General features: G+C 71.5%; 19 protein-coding genes. 12 read left to right on the forward strand and 7 right to left on the reverse strand.

Going from position 1 to position 19,845, the window contains the following annotated elements; all coding sequences use genetic code 11:
* Window positions 1-117 precede the first annotated feature (117 nt).
* The 3 genes from ACGFZA_RS25235 to ACGFZA_RS25245 all read left to right on the forward strand — a co-directional run bounded on the left by ACGFZA_RS25235 (window position 118) and on the right by ACGFZA_RS25245 (window position 4,142).
* The gene (locus ACGFZA_RS25235) at window positions 118-1,470 is read left to right on the forward strand and encodes an ABC transporter ATP-binding protein (RefSeq protein WP_385281523.1); all 1,353 of its coding nucleotides are present in this window, start codon (window positions 118-120) and stop codon (window positions 1,468-1,470) included.
* A 153-nt stretch (window positions 1,471-1,623) separates the two neighbouring features.
* Window positions 1,624-3,018, forward strand: a complete 1,395-nt coding sequence (locus tag ACGFZA_RS25240) for an aldehyde dehydrogenase family protein (protein ID WP_385281520.1) — start codon at window positions 1,624-1,626, stop codon at window positions 3,016-3,018.
* Window positions 3,019-3,062: 44 nt separating this feature from the next.
* Complete coding sequence (locus ACGFZA_RS25245; protein ID WP_393682060.1) at window positions 3,063-4,142, forward strand: Zn-dependent alcohol dehydrogenase; 1,080 nt, start codon at window positions 3,063-3,065, stop codon at window positions 4,140-4,142.
* Here the strand turns inward: ACGFZA_RS25245 and ppk2 are convergent.
* From ppk2 to ACGFZA_RS25260, 3 genes are all read right to left on the reverse strand, one after another.
* Window positions 4,139-5,065 (reverse strand): polyphosphate kinase 2, encoded by a 927-nt coding sequence (gene ppk2, locus ACGFZA_RS25250; RefSeq protein WP_393682062.1) that lies wholly within the window; start codon window positions 5,063-5,065, stop codon window positions 4,139-4,141. The two genes, ACGFZA_RS25245 and ppk2, sit on opposite strands and share 4 nt — an antisense overlap.
* A complete protein-coding gene (locus ACGFZA_RS25255; RefSeq protein WP_385281513.1) occupies window positions 5,031-6,011 on the reverse strand; it encodes a DMT family transporter in 981 nt (326 codons plus the stop codon). The genes ppk2 and ACGFZA_RS25255 overlap by 35 nt, the downstream gene beginning before the upstream one ends.
* Before the next feature lie 65 nt (window positions 6,012-6,076).
* The gene (locus tag ACGFZA_RS25260) at window positions 6,077-6,727 is read right to left on the reverse strand and encodes a TetR/AcrR family transcriptional regulator (RefSeq protein ID WP_385281510.1); all 651 of its coding nucleotides are present in this window, start codon (window positions 6,725-6,727) and stop codon (window positions 6,077-6,079) included.
* A 93-nt stretch (window positions 6,728-6,820) separates the two neighbouring features.
* On the opposite strand from ACGFZA_RS25260, the gene ACGFZA_RS25265 reads away from it, so the two are divergent.
* From ACGFZA_RS25265 to ACGFZA_RS25275, 3 genes are all read left to right on the forward strand, one after another.
* The gene (locus ACGFZA_RS25265; RefSeq protein ID WP_393682065.1) at window positions 6,821-7,972 is read left to right on the forward strand and encodes an acyl-CoA dehydrogenase family protein; all 1,152 of its coding nucleotides are present in this window, start codon (window positions 6,821-6,823) and stop codon (window positions 7,970-7,972) included.
* 118 nt (window positions 7,973-8,090) lie between these two features.
* Window positions 8,091-8,381: a YiaA/YiaB family inner membrane protein gene (locus ACGFZA_RS25270; protein WP_393682067.1), complete on the forward strand. Its 291-nt coding sequence runs from the start codon at window positions 8,091-8,093 to the stop codon at window positions 8,379-8,381.
* A gap of 83 nt (window positions 8,382-8,464) precedes the next feature.
* Window positions 8,465-9,088, forward strand: a complete 624-nt coding sequence (locus ACGFZA_RS25275; RefSeq protein WP_393682069.1) for a TetR/AcrR family transcriptional regulator — start codon at window positions 8,465-8,467, stop codon at window positions 9,086-9,088.
* 175 nt (window positions 9,089-9,263) lie between these two features.
* Here ACGFZA_RS25275 and ACGFZA_RS25280 read toward each other — a convergent pair whose 3' ends face one another.
* Window positions 9,264-9,725 (reverse strand): MaoC family dehydratase, encoded by a 462-nt coding sequence (locus tag ACGFZA_RS25280; RefSeq protein WP_385281501.1) that lies wholly within the window; start codon window positions 9,723-9,725, stop codon window positions 9,264-9,266.
* A gap of 120 nt (window positions 9,726-9,845) precedes the next feature.
* Between ACGFZA_RS25280 and soxR the strand changes: the two genes are divergently transcribed.
* Complete coding sequence (gene soxR / locus ACGFZA_RS25285) at window positions 9,846-10,328, forward strand: redox-sensitive transcriptional activator SoxR (protein WP_385281498.1); 483 nt, start codon at window positions 9,846-9,848, stop codon at window positions 10,326-10,328.
* A gap of 92 nt (window positions 10,329-10,420) precedes the next feature.
* Here soxR and ACGFZA_RS25290 read toward each other — a convergent pair whose 3' ends face one another.
* Window positions 10,421-11,032, reverse strand: coding sequence for a hypothetical protein (locus tag ACGFZA_RS25290; protein WP_393682072.1), 612 nt, complete (start codon window positions 11,030-11,032; stop codon window positions 10,421-10,423).
* 230 nt (window positions 11,033-11,262) lie between these two features.
* Here ACGFZA_RS25290 and ACGFZA_RS25295 point away from each other — a divergent pair, with 230 nt between their 5' ends.
* Window positions 11,263-14,109 (forward strand): penicillin acylase family protein, encoded by a 2,847-nt coding sequence (locus ACGFZA_RS25295; RefSeq protein WP_393682074.1) that lies wholly within the window; start codon window positions 11,263-11,265, stop codon window positions 14,107-14,109.
* Between the two features lie 52 nt (window positions 14,110-14,161).
* On the opposite strand, the gene ACGFZA_RS25300 is transcribed toward ACGFZA_RS25295, so the two are convergent.
* Entirely contained in the window at window positions 14,162-15,427 is a 1,266-nt protein-coding gene (locus ACGFZA_RS25300) for an exo-beta-N-acetylmuramidase NamZ domain-containing protein (RefSeq protein ID WP_385281490.1), read from the reverse strand.
* 208 nt (window positions 15,428-15,635) lie between these two features.
* Between ACGFZA_RS25300 and ACGFZA_RS25305 the strand changes: the two genes are divergently transcribed.
* The 3 genes from ACGFZA_RS25305 to ACGFZA_RS25315 are packed head-to-tail and all read left to right on the forward strand — an operon-like array spanning window position 15,636 to window position 18,686.
* The gene (locus ACGFZA_RS25305; protein ID WP_385281487.1) at window positions 15,636-16,400 is read left to right on the forward strand and encodes an SDR family oxidoreductase; all 765 of its coding nucleotides are present in this window, start codon (window positions 15,636-15,638) and stop codon (window positions 16,398-16,400) included.
* Entirely contained in the window at window positions 16,397-18,064 is a 1,668-nt protein-coding gene (locus ACGFZA_RS25310) for a class I adenylate-forming enzyme family protein (protein ID WP_385281484.1), read from the forward strand. The genes ACGFZA_RS25305 and ACGFZA_RS25310 overlap by 4 nt, the downstream gene beginning before the upstream one ends.
* Before the next feature lie 28 nt (window positions 18,065-18,092).
* The gene (locus ACGFZA_RS25315; RefSeq protein WP_326735315.1) at window positions 18,093-18,686 is read left to right on the forward strand and encodes a TetR/AcrR family transcriptional regulator; all 594 of its coding nucleotides are present in this window, start codon (window positions 18,093-18,095) and stop codon (window positions 18,684-18,686) included.
* Window positions 18,687-18,695: 9 nt separating this feature from the next.
* Here ACGFZA_RS25315 and ACGFZA_RS25320 read toward each other — a convergent pair whose 3' ends face one another.
* Window positions 18,696-19,574: a LysR family transcriptional regulator gene (locus tag ACGFZA_RS25320; protein ID WP_393682078.1), complete on the reverse strand. Its 879-nt coding sequence runs from the start codon at window positions 19,572-19,574 to the stop codon at window positions 18,696-18,698.
* Between the two features lie 74 nt (window positions 19,575-19,648).
* Here ACGFZA_RS25320 and ACGFZA_RS25325 point away from each other — a divergent pair, with 74 nt between their 5' ends.
* Complete coding sequence (locus ACGFZA_RS25325) at window positions 19,649-19,813, forward strand: hypothetical protein (RefSeq protein ID WP_385281479.1); 165 nt, start codon at window positions 19,649-19,651, stop codon at window positions 19,811-19,813.
* Window positions 19,814-19,845 lie beyond the last annotated feature (32 nt).

The following is a 19,845-nucleotide window of genomic DNA, read 5'->3' on the forward strand; positions in this document are numbered from 1 at the left end:
CGCCCCGTGCGGTGCAACCTTTGCGCGAGTCATTCCCTCACCCTGCGCAGTGGGCTAATTTCAGGCCACTGCTGCCGCTCCCCACCGCTCCACCTTCATCCTCCCGGGCGGAACCACATGACTCGCGCCATCACCCTGAACAACGTAAGCAAGGCCTACGGACGCTCCGCGCGTGCTGTCGACCGCCTCTCGCTCTCCATCGACCCGGGCGAGTTCGTCGTCCTGCTGGGCCCTTCGGGGTGCGGCAAGTCGACCGTGCTCCGCATGATCGCCGGCCTGGAGGACATCACCGAGGGCGAGATCCTTCTCGACGGTGAACCGGCCAACGACCTGACTCCCCGCGAACGCGGCATGGCCATGGTCTTCCAGAACTTCGCGCTCTACCCGACCATGACCAACCGCGCCAACATCGGCTTCCCGCTGAAGCTGGAGAACCCGCGCCAGGACCACAACGTGCGCATCGAGAACACGGCCAGGATGCTCGGCATCGAGAGCGTCCTGGACCGGTTCCCCGGCCAGCTCTCCGGCGGTGAGCGCCAGCGGGTCGCGATGGGCCGGGCCATCTCGCGCCAGCCCTCGGCCTTCCTGATGGACGAGCCGCTCTCCAACCTCGACGCGAAGCTCCGCAACCACCTGCGGGCCGAGATATCCCAGCTCACCAAGGAACTCGGCGTCACCACGGTCTACGTGACGCACGACCAGGCGGAGGCCATGTCGCTGGGCCACCGGGTCGCCGTGATGCGCGGGGGAGTGCTCCAGCAGGTGAGCCCGCCGCGCGAGGTGTACTCCCTGCCGGAGAACGTGTTCGTCGCCGCGTTCATCGGGACCCCGCGGATCAACCTGTTGCAGGCCGTCGTGCACGCGCCCCTGGAAGGGCGGATGTCGATCGACCTCGGACGCCAGCGCCTCCCGCTGCCCGAACCCCTCAGCCCCGACCACCAGTTGCTGCGCATCCAGCAGGGCCGGCGCATCATCGTCGGGCTGCGCTCCGAGGCGGTCCGGATCGCCCCGCCCAGCCAGGCCCGCCCCGGCGAGGTCGCGCTCAGCGGCATCGTCGAACACGTCGAGTACCAGGGGCACGAGGCGCTGGTCCACCTCAACACCGGTTCGCAGCCCGCCGTGGTGCCGGACCTGGAATCGGCCCGCCCGGACCGCGGCACCCTGCGCAAGCGCCGCGGCGCCGGGGTCGGCGTCCTGGAACGGCTCAAGGAGCGCGCCACCGGACAGGCCGGAGCGCCCGTCGCGGTCCTCGACGACCCGGGGACCGAGCCGTTCCCGCCGGGCATGCGCAGCCCCGACCGCCCCGCGGTCACGTCCAGCGACCTCGTCGTGCGCACCGGCCCCGACATGAGGCTGCGCACCGGCGGCCAGGTTCCGCTCCTGGTCGACCTGGCGCACCTGTACGTCTTCGACCACCAGGGCCGCCGCATCTGCCCGCTGCCGAGGGACGTGCCGGGCCTGGAGGTGTAGGGCGACGACACACCGGGGCCCGCCCGCCGCTCGCCTCCCCCGGGCGACGGGCGGGCCCCGGCACGTGACCGACGTCTCTGGCGCCAGAAAACTAACGGCGCTAGTTTAGGTCGCGGACGACCTCGTCCGTCACCGCGTCCGGGAGGAACAGCCATGAAGGCCCATGACGGTATGTACATCGGCGGCGCATGGCGGCCCGCCGCCGGAACGGACACCGTCGCGGTGGTGAACCCCGCGGACGAGCAGGTCATCGCGCACGTCCCGGCGGGCACGGCGGAGGACGTCGACGCCGCGGTGCGCGCCGCCCGCGCCGCCTTCCCCGGCTGGGCCGCCACCCCGCCCGCCGAGCGGGCCGCCCGGATCGGCGCCCTGCGCGACGTGCTGGCCGCCCGCAAGGACGAGATCGCCGAGACGGTCACCGCCGAACTGGGCTCTCCGCTGCGGATGTCGCAGACGGTGCACGCGGGCGTGCCGGTCCTGGTCGCCGGTTCGTACGCCGAACTGGCCGCGACCTACGCCTTCGAGGAACGCCACGGCAACTCCACCGTGTTCCTGGAGCCCGTCGGCGTGGTCGGCGCCATCACTCCGTGGAACTACCCGCTGCACCAGATCGTCGCCAAGGTCGCCCCCGCGCTCGCCGCGGGCTGCACCGTCGTCCTCAAGCCGGCCGAGGACACGCCGCTCACCGCGCAGCTCTTCGCCGAGGCCACCGAGGAAGCCGGCCTGCCCGCCGGTGTCTTCAACCTGGTCACCGGCCTCGGCCCGGTCGCCGGACAGGCGCTCGCCGCGCACGAGGACGTCGACCTGGTCTCCTTCACCGGTTCCACCGCGGTCGGCCGGCAGATCGGCGCCACGGCGGGCGGCGCGGTCAAGCGCGTCGCGCTGGAGCTCGGCGGCAAGTCCGCCAACGTCATCCTGCCCTCGGCCGACCTGGCCAGGGCGGTCAACGTGGGCATCGCCAACGTGATGTCCAACTCCGGCCAGACGTGCAGCGCCTGGACCCGGATGCTGGTGGACGCCGACAGGTACGAGGAGGCGGTCGCCCTCGCCGCCGCGGCCGTCGCCAAGTACGTACCCGGCGAGCGCGTCGGTCCGCTCGTCAACGCCAAGCAGCAGGCCCGGGTGCGCGGTTACATCGAGAAGGGCATCGAGGAGGGCGCCCGCGTCGTGGCCGGCGGCCCCGAGGCGCCGCTCGCCACCGGGTACTACGTCAGCCCCACGGTGTTCGCCGACGTCACCCCGGAGATGACCATCGCCCAGGAAGAGATCTTCGGCCCGGTGGTCTCGATCCTGAAGTACGAGGACGAGGCGGACGCGCTGCGCATCGCCAACGGCACCGTGTACGGGCTTACGGGCGCCGTCTGGGCCGCCGACGAAGCGGAGGCCGTCGCCTTCGCCCGGCGGATGGACACCGGTCAGGTCGACATCAACGGCGGCCGGTTCAACCCGCTGGCCCCCTTCGGCGGTTACAAGCAGTCGGGCGTCGGCCGCGAACTCGGCGAGCACGGCCTCTCCGAGTACCTCCAGACCAAGTCCCTCCAGTTCTGAACCGCCCGCCCCGTCCGCGCCCCCGATCAGCAAGGAGCCACTCCGTGGTCCGCGCCGCCGTACTGCCCGCCGTCGGAGCTCCGCTGGAGATCACCGACATCACCTTGCCCGAGCCCGGCCCCGGCCAGGTGCGCATCCGCCTCGCCGCCGCCGGGGTCTGCCACTCCGACCTGTCGCTGTCCAACGGCACCATGCGGCTGCCCGTCCCCGCCGTCCTCGGTCACGAGGGCGCGGGCACCGTCGTCTCGGTCGGTGAGGGCGTCGGCCATCTCGCCCCGGGCGACGGCGTCGTCCTCAACTGGGCGCCGTCCTGCGGCAGCTGCCGCCACTGCGGTATCGGCGAGGTATGGCTCTGCACGGACGCGCTGGCAGGCGCGGCCCACATCCACGCCCACACCGCGGACGGCACCGAACTGCACCCCGGACTCAACGTCGCGGCCTTCGCGCAGGAGACGGTGGTCGCCGCGAACTGCGTCCTGCCCGCTCCGGAAGGCATCCCCCTCACCGACGCGGCCCTGCTGGGGTGCGCGGTGCTGACCGGGTACGGCGCGGTCCATCACAGCGCCCGGGTCCGCACGGGCGAGTCCGTCGTCGTGTTCGGCATCGGCGGCGTCGGTCTCGCCGTGCTCCAGGCAGCCCGGATCGCGGGCGCCTCGAAGATCATCGCGGTGGACGTCTCCCCGGAGAAGGAGGACCTCGCCCGCCGTGCGGGTGCCACGGACTACGTGATCGCCTCCGCCACCACGCCCCGTGAGATCCGGGGGCTCACCGGCGGCCAGGGCGCCGACGTGGCCGTCGAGTGCGTGGGCCGGGCCGCCACCATCCGTGCCGCCTGGGAGTCCACCCGCCGCGGCGGGCGTGCCACGGTCGTCGGCATCGGGGGCAAGGACCAGCAGGTCACGTTCAACGCCCTGGAGATCTTCCACTGGGGCAGGTCCCTGACCGGCTGCGTGTACGGCAACAGCGACCCGGCCCGCGACCTGCCGGTGCTGGCCGACCACATCCGGGCGGGCCGCTTCGACCTCTCGATGATGGTCACCGACCGGATCGCGCTGGACGGCATCCCGGCGGCCTTCGACCACATGATCGCCGGGAAGGGCGGCCGGGCCCTGGTGGTGTTCTAACGTTCCGCGGAAGCCTCCGAGCGTCCTGTGGTGAGCAGCCGGGCCTCCATCTCGCCCTGCTCGAAGAGCCGGGAGGCCGGGCCCGCGATCAGCGGGTCCGGCTCCCCGGCCACCGTCGCGTCCTTGTCCTGGTAGTCGAACCGGTGCAGGACGTGCCGGATGGCCTCCAGCCGGGCCCGCTTCTTGTCGTTGCTCTTCACCACGGTCCACGGAGCGTCCGCCGTGTCCGTGTGGAAGAGCATCAGCTCCTTGGCCTCGGTGTACGCGTCCCACTTGTCGAGCGAGGCGAGGTCGACCGGGCTCAGCTTCCACTGCCGCACCGGATCGGTCTGCCGGCTCATGAACCGCTTGCGCTGCTCGTCGCGCGAGACGGAGAACCAGAACTTCACCAGGTGGATGCCGTCGCGCGCCAGCATCCGCTCGAACCCCGGGGCCTGGTGCATGAACTCCAGGTACTCGGGGGTCGAGCAGAATCCCATCACCCGCTCCACACCGGCCCGGTTGTACCAGGACCGGTCGAACATCACGATCTCCCCGGCGGCCGGCAGATGCGCCACGTACCGCTGGAAATACCACTGGGAGCGCTCGCGTTCGGTGGGCTTCTCCAGCGCCACCACCCGCGCACCACGCGGATTGAGGTGCTCGGTGAACCGCTTGATGGTGCCGCCCTTGCCGGCGGCGTCGCGCCCCTCGAAGAGGATGACGATCCGCTCGTCGTGCTCCTTGACCCAGTGCTGGAGCTTCAGCAGCTCTATCTGCAGGGCGCGCTTGGACGTGTCGTACGCCTTGCGGCCGAGCTTGGACGTGTACGGGTAGTCCTCGCGCCAGGCGTCGCGCGCCGGGCCCTCGGGCGTCACCAGCGCCGTGGCACCGGGCTTCTCCGCCTTCTTACGGCCGGTCCGCCGCTTGGCGCTCCGCGTCATGAGAGGGTCCTTCCGCCTGCGGGGCCGGAATCTTCCGCGTCGCACCAGTGTGCGGACGCATCCGGGAGACCGCCACCCCGGCCAGGCAGAGCAGGCCGCCACCGATGGTGAGCGGTGCGGGCACCTCGTCCAGCAGCAGCCAGGCCATCAGCACCACGAGCGCGGGCACCGCGTAGGTGGTGGCGCCCATCCGGCCCGCCGTGGTGCGGGCGAGGGCGTACCCCCAGGTGGTGAAGGCCAGCGCGGTCGGGAAGACGCCCAGGTAGACCATGTTCAGGGTGGCCGACAGGGGCGCGTCGGCCGCGTCGGAGACCAGCGCGCCGGCGAACGGCAGACACGCCACCGTGCCGACCAGGCAGCCGAACGTGGTGATCTGGAGCGCGGAGCCGTGCCGCAGCGCCGGCTTCTGGCCGACGACTCCGCCCGCGTACGCCACCGCGGCCAGCAGGCAGAGGAGCACACCCAGCACCGAGGAACTCCCTTCGCCGGACATGGAGAGGCCCACCACCACGGCGCCCGCGAAGGACACCCCCATGCCCAGCAGCAGCCGCCCGGGCAGTCCCTCGCCGAGCAGCCGGGCGCCGAGCAGGGCGATCAGCAGGGGCCCGATGTTCACGACCATCGCGGCGGTGCCCGCGTCCACCTGCTGCTCACCCCAGTTGAGCACCACCATGTACAGGCCGAACCAGAGCAGCCCGGACCAGAGGATTCCCGGCCAGGCGGCCCGCGAGGGCAGCCCCTCCCGCCGCAGGAGCAGGAGGGAGCCGAGCACCAGGGAGCCGGCCAGCAGCCGCCCGAGAGCCAGCGCGCCGGGCGAGTAGGCAGCGCCCGCGCTGCGGATGGAGACGAAGGCGGAGGCCCACAGCACCACGGTGGTGCAGGCGGCTGCGGTGGCCCGCCGGTCGCGGTGTCGCGCGGGCGTGGCGGGGGAGGGGAGCGTGGTCATGGACCTGACGGTAGAGCCAGGACGGTTCGGCGCCTACCGAATAGTCGTGGGCCCGGCGCAGCGCTCTACCGCGCCTGCTGCGGGGAAGGGGCGTACTGCAGGGCGAGCCCGTCGATCAGTGCGCGCAGGCCCGTCTCGAAAGCGCCTTCGTCGACCTTCTGACGGCGCTCCGCCAGGAGGTGCGCCTGGCCCAGGTGCGGATAGTCGGCCGGATCGTACGCCGTCTCGTCGTCCACGAAGCCCCGGGCGAAGGAGCCGAGAGCCGATCCGGTGATGAAGTAGCGCATCAGGGCGCCGATGTAGGTGGCCTGGGCGGGTGGCCAGCCCGCGCGGACCATCGCGCCGAACACCGCGTCGGCGACCCGCAGGCCGGCCGGGCGGCGGCCCGGGCCCTGGGCGAGCACCGGGACGATGTGCGGATGTGCGCTGAGCGCCGCACGGTAGGAGACGGCCCAGTCGTGCAGCGCGGCGCGCCAGTCGCGGGTGTCGGACTCGTCGAACATCGACAGATCGACCTGCGCGGAGACCGAGTCGGCGACCGCGTCCAGGATCTCGTCCTTGTTGCGGAAGTGGTTGTAGAGCGACGGCCCGCTGACCCCGAGCTCGGCCGCCAGCCGACGGGTCGAGACGGCGTCGAGCCCCTCGGCGTCCACGAGGGCGCTCGCCGTCTCGACGATGCGGTCTCTGCTGAGGAGGGGCTTGCGCGGGCGGGCCATGCGGCACATAGTAGGCCCTGCGCATCTAAAACTAGCAGTGCTAATTAAAGTCGGTCGCCCCGTGCGGATCGGCCCGAAGTGGAGAGCCGAAGGATGAACCTGGAACTCAGCGAGGAGCAGGAAGCCGTCCGGCAGCTCGCCAAGGACTTCGTCGCCCGTGACATCGCCCCGTACGTCGTCGAGTGGGACCGCTCCGAGAGTGTCGACAAGTCGATTGTGAAGAAGCTGGGCTCCCTCGGCTTCCTCGGGCTGACGGTCCCCGAGGGGTACGGCGGCTCGGGCGGTGACCACCTCGCGTACTGCTTGGTCACCGAGGAGCTCGGTCGCGGTGACTCCTCGGTCCGCGGCATCGTCTCGGTCTCCCTGGGGCTGGTCGCCAAGACCGTCGCGGCCTGGGGGGACGAGGAGCAGAAGCGGCAGTGGCTGCCCCGGCTGACCGCCGGTGACGCGGTCGGCTGCTTCGGCCTCACCGAACCGGGCACGGGCTCGGACGCCGGGAACCTGACGACGAGGGCCGTGCGGGAGGGCGGCGACTACGTCATCAACGGCAGCAAGATGTTCATCACCAACGGCACCTGGGCCGATGTGGTGCTGCTCTTCGCCCGCACCGGCGACACCCCCGGCCACAAGGGTGTATCCGCCTTCCTGGTGCCCACCGACACCCCCGGGCTCACCCGGCGCACCATCCACGGCAAGCTCGGTCTGCGCGGCCAGGCGACCGCCGAACTGGTCCTGGAGGACGTCCGCGTCCCCGCCGCCGCACTGATGGGCCCCGAGGGCAAGGGCTTCTCCATCGCGATGTCCGCACTCGCCAAGGGGCGGATGTCGGTCGCCGCGGGCTGTGTCGGCATCGCGCAGGCCGCCCTGGACGCGGCCGTGGGATACGCGGGGGAGCGCGAGCAGTTCGGTAAGTCCATCGCGAGCTACCAGCTCGTCCAGGAACTCATCAGCGACATCGCCGTGGACGTCGACGCAGCCCGCCTGCTGACCTGGCGGGTGGCCGACCTGATCGACCGCGGCGAGCCCTTCGCCACCGCCGCGTCCCAGGCGAAGCTCTTCGCTTCCGAGGCTGCCGTCCGCGCCGCGAACAACGCCGTCCAGGTCTTCGGCGGCTACGGCTACATCGACGAGTACCCGGTCGGCAAGCTGCTGCGCGACGCGCGCGTGATGACGCTCTACGAGGGCACCAGTCAGATCCAGAAGCTGATCATCGGCCGCGCTCTGACGGGGGTCTCCGCCTTCTGAGCCCCCGCCTTCCGGGTCCCGCCTTCCCGGCCCCCGCGTGACCCGAACGGGCGTCTGAGTACCGGACTGAGTACGCGGACGGATGTGGGCTGCGCCACATCGCCCGATGCTGGGCCGCATGAGTGAGACGACATCGGTCAAGCAGCAGAACACCGCCGCCTTCTACGGGCAGGCCGTCGCGTCCTTCGGGATCGCGCTGGGGGCGGTGGCCATCGGCATCTACTCCCTGGACGCCGACGCCTGGGTGCGCGGCTTCCTCTCCATCTGCGTCCTCTACCTCGTCACCTCCGCCTTCACGCTGGCCAAGGTGATCCGGGACCGGCAGGAGGCCGGCCGGATCATCAGCCGGGTCGACCAGGCCCGGCTGGAGAAGATCCTCGCGGAGCACGACCCCTTCCAGAAGCTCTGACGATCTCACGCACCGGACCCCTAAGCGCTTGCTCAGGATCGGGGTATGGTGTTCGTCCTGCTGACTGAGAGGGGCGACCGACGATGAGCACGGCGGAGGAGATCGACGGCGAGAACACGCCGTGGGCCGAAGTGACGCCCGAGGCCGCCCGGCGGCTTCTCGTCGCGGCCGTCGATGCCTTCGCCGAGCGCGGGTACCACGCGACCACCACCCGGGACATCGCGGGCCGCGCCGGAATGAGCCCCGCCGCGCTCTACATCCATTACAAGACGAAGGAAGAGCTGCTCCACCGGATCAGCCGGATCGGGCACGACCGGGCCCTGGCCCTCCTGGAGTCGGCGGCCGACGCGGAGGGCACGGCCACCGAGCGGCTCGCCGGTGCCGTGCGGGCCTTCGTCCGCTGGCACGCCGAGCGGCACACCACCGCGCGCGTGGTCCAGTACGAGCTCGACGCGCTCGGCGAGGAGCACCGCACCGAGATCGTCGAACTGCGCCGCAGGAGCGACGCGGCGGTGCGCCGGATCATCGGCGAGGGGGTGGCGGCGGGGGAGTTCGACGTCCCCGACGTGCCCGGCACCGCGCTCGCCGTGCTCTCGCTCTGCATCGACGTGGCGCGGTGGTTCAACGCGCAGGGCAGCCGCACGCCGGACGAGGTGGGCGAACTGTACGCCGGGCTCGTGCTGCGGATGGTCGCGGCAGAGCGCTGACGCCGCCCGTGGTCCGGGGCGTCGCACGGGCCGGACATGCGTGTCGGCCCCGGCCCCCGTGAGGGGCGGGGCCGACACCCGTGTGAAGCCCGGAGGGGAGCAGCCCGGGCCCGGTGCGAGGGGCTCCGGTTCGGCCGGAGAGGTCCCCGGGTCGGCTCGGGCGTGGGGATCCGGCTCAGAAGTAGAAGCGTGACACCGACTCGGCGACGCACGCAGGCTTCTCGCCGCCCTCGCGCTCGACCGTGACGACCGCGGTGACCTGCACGCCGCCGCCGGCCTCCTCGACGCTCTTCAGGACGGCCGTGGCCCGCAGCCGGGAGCCCACGGGCACGGTGGAGGGGAAGCGGACCTTGTTGGTCCCGTAGTTGATGCCCATCTTCGTGTTCTCGACCTGCATGACCTGCGGTACGAGCGTCGGCAGCAGTGAGAGCGTGAGGTAGCCGTGCGCGATCGTCGCGCCGAACGGTCCGGCCGCGGCGCGTTCCGGGTCCACGTGGATCCACTGGTGGTCGCCGGTGGCGTCGGCGAAGAGATCGATCCGCTTCTGGTCGACCTCGAGCCAGTCGCTGTGTCCCAGCTGCTCGCCCACTCCGTCACGCAGCTCCTGCGCGGACGTGAAGATCCTCGGCTCTGCCATGTCCCTGGTCCCTGCCTTCCCGCTCTCGACCGACTGTCTAAGCGCTTGCTCAGCATGGTTGGCGGGTGCGTTCCTGTCAACGACGGAACCGGCCGGGGTGGGACGCGTAGGGTTCGATGAGTGCCCCAGATCCCACAGACACTCCATGAACTCACGGTCGGCCAGCTCTCCGCGCGCAGCGGCGCCGCGGTATCGGCCCTGCACTTCTACGAGGCCAAGGGCCTGATCAGCAGCACCCGCACCAGTGGCAACCAGCGCCGCTATACCAGGGACGCGCTGCGCCGGGTGGCCTTCGTCCGTGCGGCGCAGCGGGTGGGCATCCCGCTGGCCACCATCCGTGACGCCCTGGCCGAGCTCCCGGAGGAGCGCACCCCGAACCGCGACGACTGGGCCCGGCTCTCCGAGGCCTGGCGTTCCGAGCTGGATGAGCGGATCCGGCAGCTGGCCAGGCTGCGCGACCACCTCACCGACTGCATCGGCTGCGGCTGCCTGTCGTTGGAGACCTGTGTGCTCTCCAACCCGGACGACGTCTCCGGTGACCGGTTCAGCGGTTCGCGTCTGATGCCGGAGAGCAAGGCCGTGCGCCGGCCCGCCGGAGGGTAAGGCCGTGCGCCGGCCCGCCGGAGGATGACGAGCGGTCCGGCCGTCGTGTGCCCGTCCGGCGGCCGTAGGTGCCGGGCGGGCCGCTCCGTTCCTCAGGCGGCCGATGCCAGGTCGCCGAGCCGGTGCCGCCTGGCCCTCGCCAGTGCGTCCGGGGTGAGTACCGGCTGTGGGACCACGATCCCGCAGCCGGTGCAGACCGGGCCGGACCAGGGTTCGCTGTCCAGGTCCTGCCGCCAGGCGATGCGGGCCTGTGCGCACACCGGGCAGCCGGTGCCCGGCTCCGACTCCAGGGCCGAGATCAGCCGGGTCAGCACGTCGGCGAGCGGAGCCGCCGGGTGGACCGCCGGGTTCTCGCACCGCGCGACCCCGTTCCCGCCCCAGGTGCGCAGGTGCCAGTCGTCGAACGCGGCGGGGCGCCGCAGCCCCTCGTGCTTCTCCCGTTTGCGCCGCTCGGCGAAGCCCGCCTCGTAGCCGAGCCAGACCGCCCGGGCCGTCTCCAGTTCCTCCAGCGCGCGCATCAGCCGCGCCGGGTCGGGTTCCCGGTCCTCGGGGTCCAGCCCGTGCCGGGCGCACAGGTGGTCCCAGGTCGCCCGGTGACCGTACGGGGCGAAGCGTTCCAGGCATTTGCGCAGCGAGTACCGCCGCAGTGCCAGATCGCTTCGCGGGTCGCGGACCTGTCTCGCAAGACTCCGGAATCCGGCCATGGCGCTGCCACCTCCGTCGCTCGTACTCCATCGCCCGTAGTTCGGCGTCAGTGAGTGGACGTACGACTGCCCGGATCGGCTCCATCCAAGGCCCGTTCCGTCCAATTACTGAGATGACGGGTCGTCATGTGACGGGATGTGACGATTCGGAAAAGGTGACCGATGTTCATCTTACCCGGGAGTCATACCGCCGGTAACGTCCGGCGCATCGGCCTCTTCGAGGAGCACGCATGCCCCCACGCACCCGCATGTCCGTACGCATCGGCAGGACAAGAGCCGCCACCATCGCGGCCGTTCTCGCCCTCGGAACGTCCCTGCTGGCCTCCGCGCCCCATGCGGGCGCCGCCGAGGCGGACCCCGCCCCCGTCGTCGACTACTGCCAGGGGCAGTGCGACGACATCCTGCCGCCCGGCGAGAACGGCAACGCCACCCTCGTCGAGATCCTCGGCAACAAGGCGTTCGGCACCCATCCCGCGCACAGCGACGACCAGCTCGGCCGCTACGACGGGCTGGTGGCCGGGCACACCGGCCTCACCGACCAGAAACTGAACGACTTCTTCAACGACGCCTCCTTCGGCGTCGCGAAGGACCAGGTCGAATCGGTCACCTCGCCGCGCGACGACGTCACCATCACCCGCGACAAGGTGTCCGGCGTCCCGCACATCAAGGGCACCACCCGCTACGGAACCGAGTTCGGCGCCGGCTTCGCGGCCGGTCAGGACCGGCTCTGGCTGATGGACCTCTTCCGCCACATCGGGCGCGGTGAACTGACCTCGTTCGCCGGCGGCGCGCTCGCCAACCAGGGCCTGGAGCAGCAGTTCTGGCCGCAGGCCCCGTACACCGAGGCCGATCTCCAGGCCCAGGTCGAGTACATCAGGACCCATGAGGGCGCCCGCGGCGAACAGGCGATGGCCGACGCGCAGGCGTACGTCGACGGCATCAACTCCTATCGCGAGAAGTCGAAGAAGGGCCGCTACTTCCCCGGCGAGTACGTCCTCACCGGCAAGATCGACGCGATCACGAACATCGGCGAGATCCAGCCGTTCCAGCTGACCGATCTGATCTCGATCGCCTCGGTCGTCGGCGGCCAGTTCGGCGGCGGTGGCGGCGGCGAGGTCCAGGCGGCGCTGTCACTCCTCTCCGCCCAGCAGAAGTACGGCGTCGCCGAGGGGACGAAGGTCTGGGAGTCGTTCCGGCAGCGCAACGACCCCGAGGCCGTGCTGACCGTCCACGACGGCACCTCGTTCCCGTACGCGAACAAGCCCGGCAAGGCCGTCGGAACGGCTCTTCCCGACCCGGGCTCCGTCACCGCCGAGCCGCTGATCCACGACCGCACCGGTTCCGCGGGCACGGACGCGAAGGCGCCCGTCAAGGCCCCGGCCGCGCTCAGGAAGGCCCAGGGCATCTACGACGACGGGGTCATCCCCGAGGGCTCGCTCCCCGGCTCCGGTTCCGGCGCCCAGAAGCGCGGCATGTCCAACGCCCTGCTGGTCTCCGGCAGGAGCACGGCGAGCGGCAACCCGATCGCGGTCTTCGGCCCGCAGACCGGCTACTTCGCCCCGCAGCTGATGATGCTCCAGGAGCTCCAGGGCCCCGGCATCAGCGCCCGGGGGGTCTCCTTCGCCGGCGTCGGCATGTACATCCAGATGGGCCGCGGCCAGGACTACGCCTGGAGCGCCACCTCGGCGGGCCAGGACATCACCGACACCTACGCCGTCGACCTGTGCGAGCCCGACGGCTCGGCCCCCACCAAGGACTCCACGCACTACCTCTACCGCGGCGCCTGCACCGCCATGGAGAAGCTGGAGCGCACCAACTCCTGGAAGCCGACCGTCGCCGACTCGACGGCGAAGGGCTCCTACCGGATGCAGGTGTGGCGCACCGGCTACGGCATCGTCACCCACCGCGCCACGGTGGGCGGCAAGCCCGTCGCGTACACCTCCCTGCGCACCACCTACCGCCACGAGGCCGACTCGATCATCGGCTTCCAGATGCTCAACGACCCGTCGTACGTCACCGACGCCGCCTCCTTCCAGCAGGCGGCGAGCAACATCGACTACGCCTTCAACTGGTTCTACGCCGACTCCCGCACCGCCTCCTTCTACAACAGCGGCATGAACCCGGTCCGCGCGGCCGGCGTCGACCCGGCGCTGCCCGTCAGGGCCGAGAAGGCGTACGAGTGGCAGGGGTACGACCCGGCGGCCAACACCGCCTCCTACACCCCCTTCGCCGAGCACCCGCACTCCACGGGCCAGGACTACTACGTCTCGTGGAACAACAAGCAGGCCGAGGGGTACGCCTCGGCGGGCTTCGGGCTCAGCGCGGTGCACCGGGCCGACCTGCTCGACGACCGGGTGTCGAAGCTGGTGGAGGAGGGCGGCGTCACCCGCGCCTCCCTCACCCGGGCGATGGCGGACGCCGCACTCACCGACCTGCGCGGAGAGCAACTGCTCCCCGAACTGCTGAAGGTCATCCGCTCCCAGCCGGTCACCGACCCGGAACTGAACGCGGTGGTCCAGCAACTGGACTCCTGGCGGGCATCGGGCGCCCAGCGCAAGGAGAGCAGCCCGGGCTCGCACGCGTACACCCACGCCGACGCGGTACGCGTCATGGACGCGTGGTGGCCCAGGCTGATCGAGGCGGAGTTCAAGCCGGGGCTCGGTGACGACCTGTACGGGGCGCTGACCGCGAACCTCGCCACCGACGAGTCCCCGGCGGCCAGCCACGGGCCGAGCGGCGCGCACAGCGGTTCGGCCTTCCAGTACGGCTGGTGGGGCTTCGCCGACAAGGACCTGCGCCAGGTGCTGGGGCAGCCGGTCAAGGGTCCGCTCGCCAAGCCGTACTGCGGCAACGGGGACCTGAGCAGTTGCCGCGCGGCCCTGCTGTCCTCGCTGAAGCAGGCGGCGGCGGTCCCGGCGGCGGAGGTGTACCCGGCCGACGACAACTGCAAGGCCGGCGAGCAGTGGTGCACCGACTCGATCATCCACCGGGCGCTCGGCGGGATCGCGCAGAAGGCGATCCACTGGCAGAACCGCCCGACGTACCAGCAGGTGGTGGAGTTCCCGGCACACCGCTAGGGGCTGTCCCGCCGGGCGGGCTCCACGTCCGTGGAGCCCGCCCGGTCACGCCTCACCGGTACTGCAGGTACCGCTTCCGCACGGCCCGGAACGCGGCCAGGTCCTGTGCCCACGCCCCGACGACCTCATCCGTGTCCGCGCCCGCGTCGATCATCGTGCGGACCCGGGTGTTGCCGGTCAGCTTGTCGATCCAGTTGTCGGAGCGCCAGGCGAACCCGCTCCACGTCCGCTTCGCCGTGACCAGCAGCGCGATCCCGGTGCGGACCGGGTCGAAGACCTCGCGGTCCTGGACGTGCAGCTGGACGCCGCCCACGGTCTTGCCCTGGAACTTGGAGAACGTCGGCGCGAAGTACGCCTCGCGGAACGCCACTCCGGGCAGGTCGAGGGCGTTGGCCGCGGCCGCCCAGGTGTGGTCGACCCCTTCCGCGCCCAGCAGTTCGAAGGGCCGTGTCGTGCCGCGCCCCTCGGAGAGGTTCGTCCCCTCGAAGAGGCAGGTGCCCGAGTAGACCAGCGCGGTGTCGGGCGTCGGCATGTTGGGGCTCGGCGGAACCCACGGCAGCCCGGTCGCGTCGAAGAAGTCCGAGCGCGACCACCCCGACATCTTCACAATCTCCAGGTCGGCCGGACGGTCCGCGAGGAACTCCCCGTTGAACAGCAGCGCCAGCTCGGTGACCGTCATGCCGTGTGCCTGCGCGATCTCCCGGCGCCCCACGAAGGTGCCGAACGCGGGATCGAGCACGGGCCCGAGTGCCGCCCGCCCCGTCACCGGGTTCGGCCGGTCCAGGACCACGAACCTCTTCCCCGCGAGGGCCGCCGCCTCCATGCAGTCGTACAGCGTCCAGATGTACGTGTAGAAGCGGGCGCCCGCGTCCTGGATGTCGAAGACGATCGTGTCCACGCCGGACGCGGTGAAGACATCGGCGAGCGCCTGCCCGCTCTTGAGATACGTGTCGTAGACCGGCAGCCCCGTCGCCGGGTCGTCGTAGCGCCCCTCCGAGCCGCCCGCCTGCGCCGTGCCCCGGAAACCGTGCTCGGGGCCGAAGACGGCGGTCAGGTTCACCCGCCCGTCGGGATGCATCACATCGACGATGTGGCGGACGTCGGAGGTGATGCCGGTCGGGTTGGTGACCACACCGACCTTCTGGCCCTTCAGCAGCTTGTAGCCGTCGGCCGCCAGCCGGTCGAAGCCGGTACGGACACCACCGTGGCCGTTGCCGTGCGAGCCGTGGGCGGCGGCCGGTCCTGCCGACGCCGCCGTCGCGGCGAGGGCTCCCACCACGCCGCCTGCGGCGAGCAGACCACGTCGGGACAAGCTCATCGCGCTACCTCCATGATCGAGATCTCTGTCATGGCCACGCACCGTAGCGCGCTCGCGCGCCGCAGGGAACGCGTCGGACGGCCGAGAGGGCGGTGTCATTGGCGCAACCTGTGGCGCAACCTGCTGCGCAGAGGCGGTGCACCCCCTTCCGTGAGCACATACCGACCGGTTAGTCTGCCGGTGCAGTCGGCTGAGAGAGGCGGGACCGATGAGTACGGTGCACGGCGCGGGCGTAGTGGTCACGGGAGCCGGAGGCGGCATCGGAGCCGCACTGGCCCGCAGATTCGCCGCCGAGGGCGCACGGGTCGTGGTCAACGACCTCGACGAGAACCGGATCAAGGCGCTCGCCGAGGAGATCGGCGGCATCGCGGTCGCCGGTGACGCCTCGCAGATCGTCGACGCCGCCCGGGACGCGCTGGACGGCACCGTGGACGTCTACTGCGCCAACGCCGGCCTTGCCTCGCCCGGCGACGTCTTCGCCGACGAGGAGGTCTGGGCCGCGGCCTGGGACGTCAACGTGATGGCCCACGTCCGCGCGGCCAGGGCGCTGCTCCCCGACTGGCTGGAGCGCGGCAGCGGCAGGTTCGTCTCCACGGCCTCCGCCGCCGGACTGCTGACGATGATCGGCGCGGCGCCGTACAGCGTCACCAAGCACGGCGTGGTCGCCTTCGCCGAGTGGCTCTCCCTCACCTACCGCCACCGCGGGGTCAAGGTCCACGCGATCTGTCCGCAGGGGGTGCGCACCGACATGCTCACCGCCGCCGGATCGGCCGGGAAGCTCGTCCTCGCCCCCAGCGCGATCGAGCCCGAGGACGTCGCCGACGCCCTCTTCGCTGCCATGGCCGAGGACCGCTTCCTCGTCCTGCCGCACCCCGAGGTCGCCGGCTACTACCGGGCCCGCACCAAGGACACCGACCACTGGCTCGGCAATATGAACCACCTCCAGCGCAAGTGGGAGGAGACCGGCGCATGAGCGAGTCGATCTACGCGGCGAAGCCCTGGCTCCCGCTGCTCAGCGAGGCCCAGCGGGCCCCCGTCAACCCCGCCGAGACCCTGGTGCACGCCTTCCGTGACTCCGTCGCCAGGGCCCCGGGCCATCCGGCCCTCGCCTACTTCGACGGCCGCCTCACCTACCGCGAGACGGACGAGCTCTCCGACTCCGTGGCCGGGCACCTCGCCGCCCGGGGGCTGGAGCGCGGCGACCGGGTCGCGATCATGCTGCAGAACTCCCCGCAGTTCGTCCTCGCGCTGCTCGGCGCCTGGAAGGCCGGGGCGACGGTCGTCCCGCTCAACCCGATGTACAAGTCCGCCGAGGTCGGCCATGTGCTGAAGGACGCCGAGGTCACGGCGCTGATCTGCTCGGACCGGGCCTGGGAGGCGTATCTGCGGGAGACCGCGGCCGGCGCCCCGTCCGTCCGGATCGCCGTCACCGCCTGCGAGCTGGACCTGCAGACGAGGAACGACGAGCGGGTGCTCGACTTCGACCGGCTGCCCCCCGCCGCCGACGCCGACGACCTGGTGGCTGTCGCCCGCAAGGGCCTCGCGGCCCCCGCCGGCCGGGACCTCACCGCCGCCGACGTGGCGCTGATCAGCTACACCTCCGGGACCAGCGGCACTCCCAAGGGCGCCCTGAACTCCCACGGCAACATCATGGTCAACGCCGAGCGCCAGCGCACCGGCCACTCCATCGCCGAGGGGGCCGCCTACTTCGCCCTCGCCCCGCTCTTCCACATCACCGGCATGGTCTGCCAGCTGGCCGTCTGCCTCACGAACGCGGGCACCCTGGTCCTGGCGTACCGCTTCCACCCCGGCGTCGTCCTGGACGCCTTCGCCGAGAACCGCCCCGCGTACACCGTCGGCCCGTCGACCGCCTTCATGGCGCTCGCCGCGAGCCCCGGTGCCACGCCCGGGCACTTCGCCTCGTTCCAGGTGATCTCCTCCGGCGGCGCACCTCTGCCGCCCGCGCTCGTCGAGAAGTTCCGGGCGGGCTTCGGCCCGTACATCCGCAACGGCTACGGCCTCACCGAGTGCACCGCCCCCTGCGCCACCGTGCCGCCGGAGCGTGAGGCCCCGGTCGACCCGGTCTCCGGAACCCTCTCGGTCGGCGTGCCCGGCCCGCACACGGTCGTGCGCATCATCGACGAGAACGGGGCGGACGTGCCCTTCGGCGAGCAGGGCGAGATCGCGGTGCGGGGTCCTCAGGTGGTCTCCGGCTACTGGCGGCTGCCCGAGGCCACCGAGGCCGCCTTCCCGGACGGGGAGCTGCGCACCGGCGACATCGGGTTCATGGACCGCCAGGGCTGGCTCTACGTCGTCGACCGCAAGAAGGACATGATCAACGCCTCCGGCTTCAAGGTCTGGCCGCGCGAGGTGGAGGACGTCCTCTACACCCACCCCGCCGTGCGCGAGGCCGCCGTCGCGGGCGTCCCCGACGCCTACCGGGGCGAGACGGTCCGCGCCTACGTCAGCCTGCGGCCCGGCGCCACGGTCGAACCCGGCGAATTGGGTGCGTACTGCAAGGAACGGCTCGCCGCGTACAAGTATCCGCGCGAAGTCGAGATCCTGGCGGAACTCCCCAAGACCGCAAGTGGGAAGATCCTCAGGCGGGAGCTGCGTTCACCCCGTGAGAACGGCTGACCCACAGCACGGAAGGAAGGTGGCGGCTATGGCCAAGGCGACGGACGGGAGCGGTACTCCCGTTCCCCAGCGGCTGCTGGCCGCCGCCACCCGGCTCTTCGCCGAGCAGGGGTACGACCGCACCTCGGTCCAGGAGATCGTCGAGGCGGCCGGCGTCACCAAGGGGGCGCTGTACCACTACTTCGGTTCCAAGGAGGACCTCCTCCAGGAGGTCTACGCCCGGGTGCTGCGGCTCCAGCAGGAGCGGCTCGACGCCTTCGCGGACGCCGACGCACCCGTCGAGCAGCGGTTGCGCGAGGCCGCGGCCGACGTGGTCGTCACCACCATCGAGAACCTCGACGACGCCTCGATCTTCTTCCGCTCCATGCACCACCTGAGCCCCGAGAAGAACAAGCAGGTACGGGTGGAGCGGCGCCGCTACCACGAGCGCTTCCGCGCACTCGTGGAGGAGGGGCAGCGCAGCGGGGTGTTCTCCACCGCCACTCCGGCAGACCTGATCGTCGACTACCACTTCGGTTCGGTCCACCACCTGTCGACCTGGTACCGGCCCGATGGCCCGCTCACCCAGCAGGAGGTCGCCGACCACCTCGCCGACCTGCTGCTGCGCGCGCTGCGGCCGTAGGGGCGCTCCTCAGGCGCTGCCGCCGGCCAGCCGGTCCAGCAGCGCCTCCGCGGCCGGGTTGCGAGGCCGGGGCGCCCGGCCCACCAGGAGTACGGTCCGGCCCGGCTCCGGCTGCCGGATGCTCACACAGGGCAGGCCGGCGTCCTCGCCGATCCGGCGCGGCACGATCGCCACGCCGATACCCGCCCGGACGAGATCGACGAGCAGCCGGATCTGGGTGACGTCACAGGTGATCCGGCGCTCCAGACCGCAGTGCGCGGCCAGCCGCCGCACCGCCGTCTCCAGGCCGGTGCCCGCGCGGAAGTCCACGAACGGCTCGTCGGCCAGGTCCTTGATCAGGGTGCGCCCGGCCGTCGCGAGCCGGTGGTCCGGCGCCGTGATGAGCACCAGGTCCTCCCGCCAGGAAGCGAACGCCGTGATGCCCTCCGGGAGTTCGGCGGCGTCCGGCGCGAGATAGGCGAGGTCCAGCTCGCCGGCCCGGACCCCCGCCACCAGCTCGGGAGTCGTGGCCTCGCGGAGCGAGATCTGCACCCCGGGCCACAGCCTGTGGAACGAGGCCAGCTCGGCGGCCAGGTCCACGCAGGTCAGCGTCTGGATCGTGCCGATCCGCACCCGCCCGGTGGCCAGCCCCGAGACGGCGGCCACCGCGTCGCGCGCCGCGTCCGTCCCGGCCAGCACCGTCCGGGCCGACGGCAGCAGCGCCCGGCCTGCCTCGGTGAGTACCACCCGGCGGCCGGTCCGTTCGAACAGGTCGGCCCCCAGCTCCCGTTCGAGGTTGCGGACGGAGGTGCTCAGGGCGGACTGCACGATCAGTTCGGCGCGGGCGGCGGCGGTGAAGCTGCCGTGCGTGATCACCGCCATGAAGTGGCGGAGCTGGCGAATCTCCATCCATCTACCGTAGCGATCACTGCCAGCGAATCCATCTGTTGGACCGAATGGCATGGTGGGGCGAAGGTGGATACATGGCGCACATCCAGACTTCGACGCGTGTCCCCGCCCTGTGGAAGGCGGCCTACGGGCCGCACCGGGCGATGCCCCTGCGGTTCCTCGCCCGCTGCCTGCTGCGGGTGCGGGCCTTCGCCCGCGAACTGGCCCTCGCCGACCACGTGCCGTACGGCGGCTACTGAGACCGCCCGGGAGAGGACGCGAGGGCCCGAAA

The organism is Streptomyces sp. NPDC048211 (assembly GCF_043202315.1).
Taxonomy (GTDB): domain Bacteria; phylum Actinomycetota; class Actinomycetes; order Streptomycetales; family Streptomycetaceae; genus Streptomyces.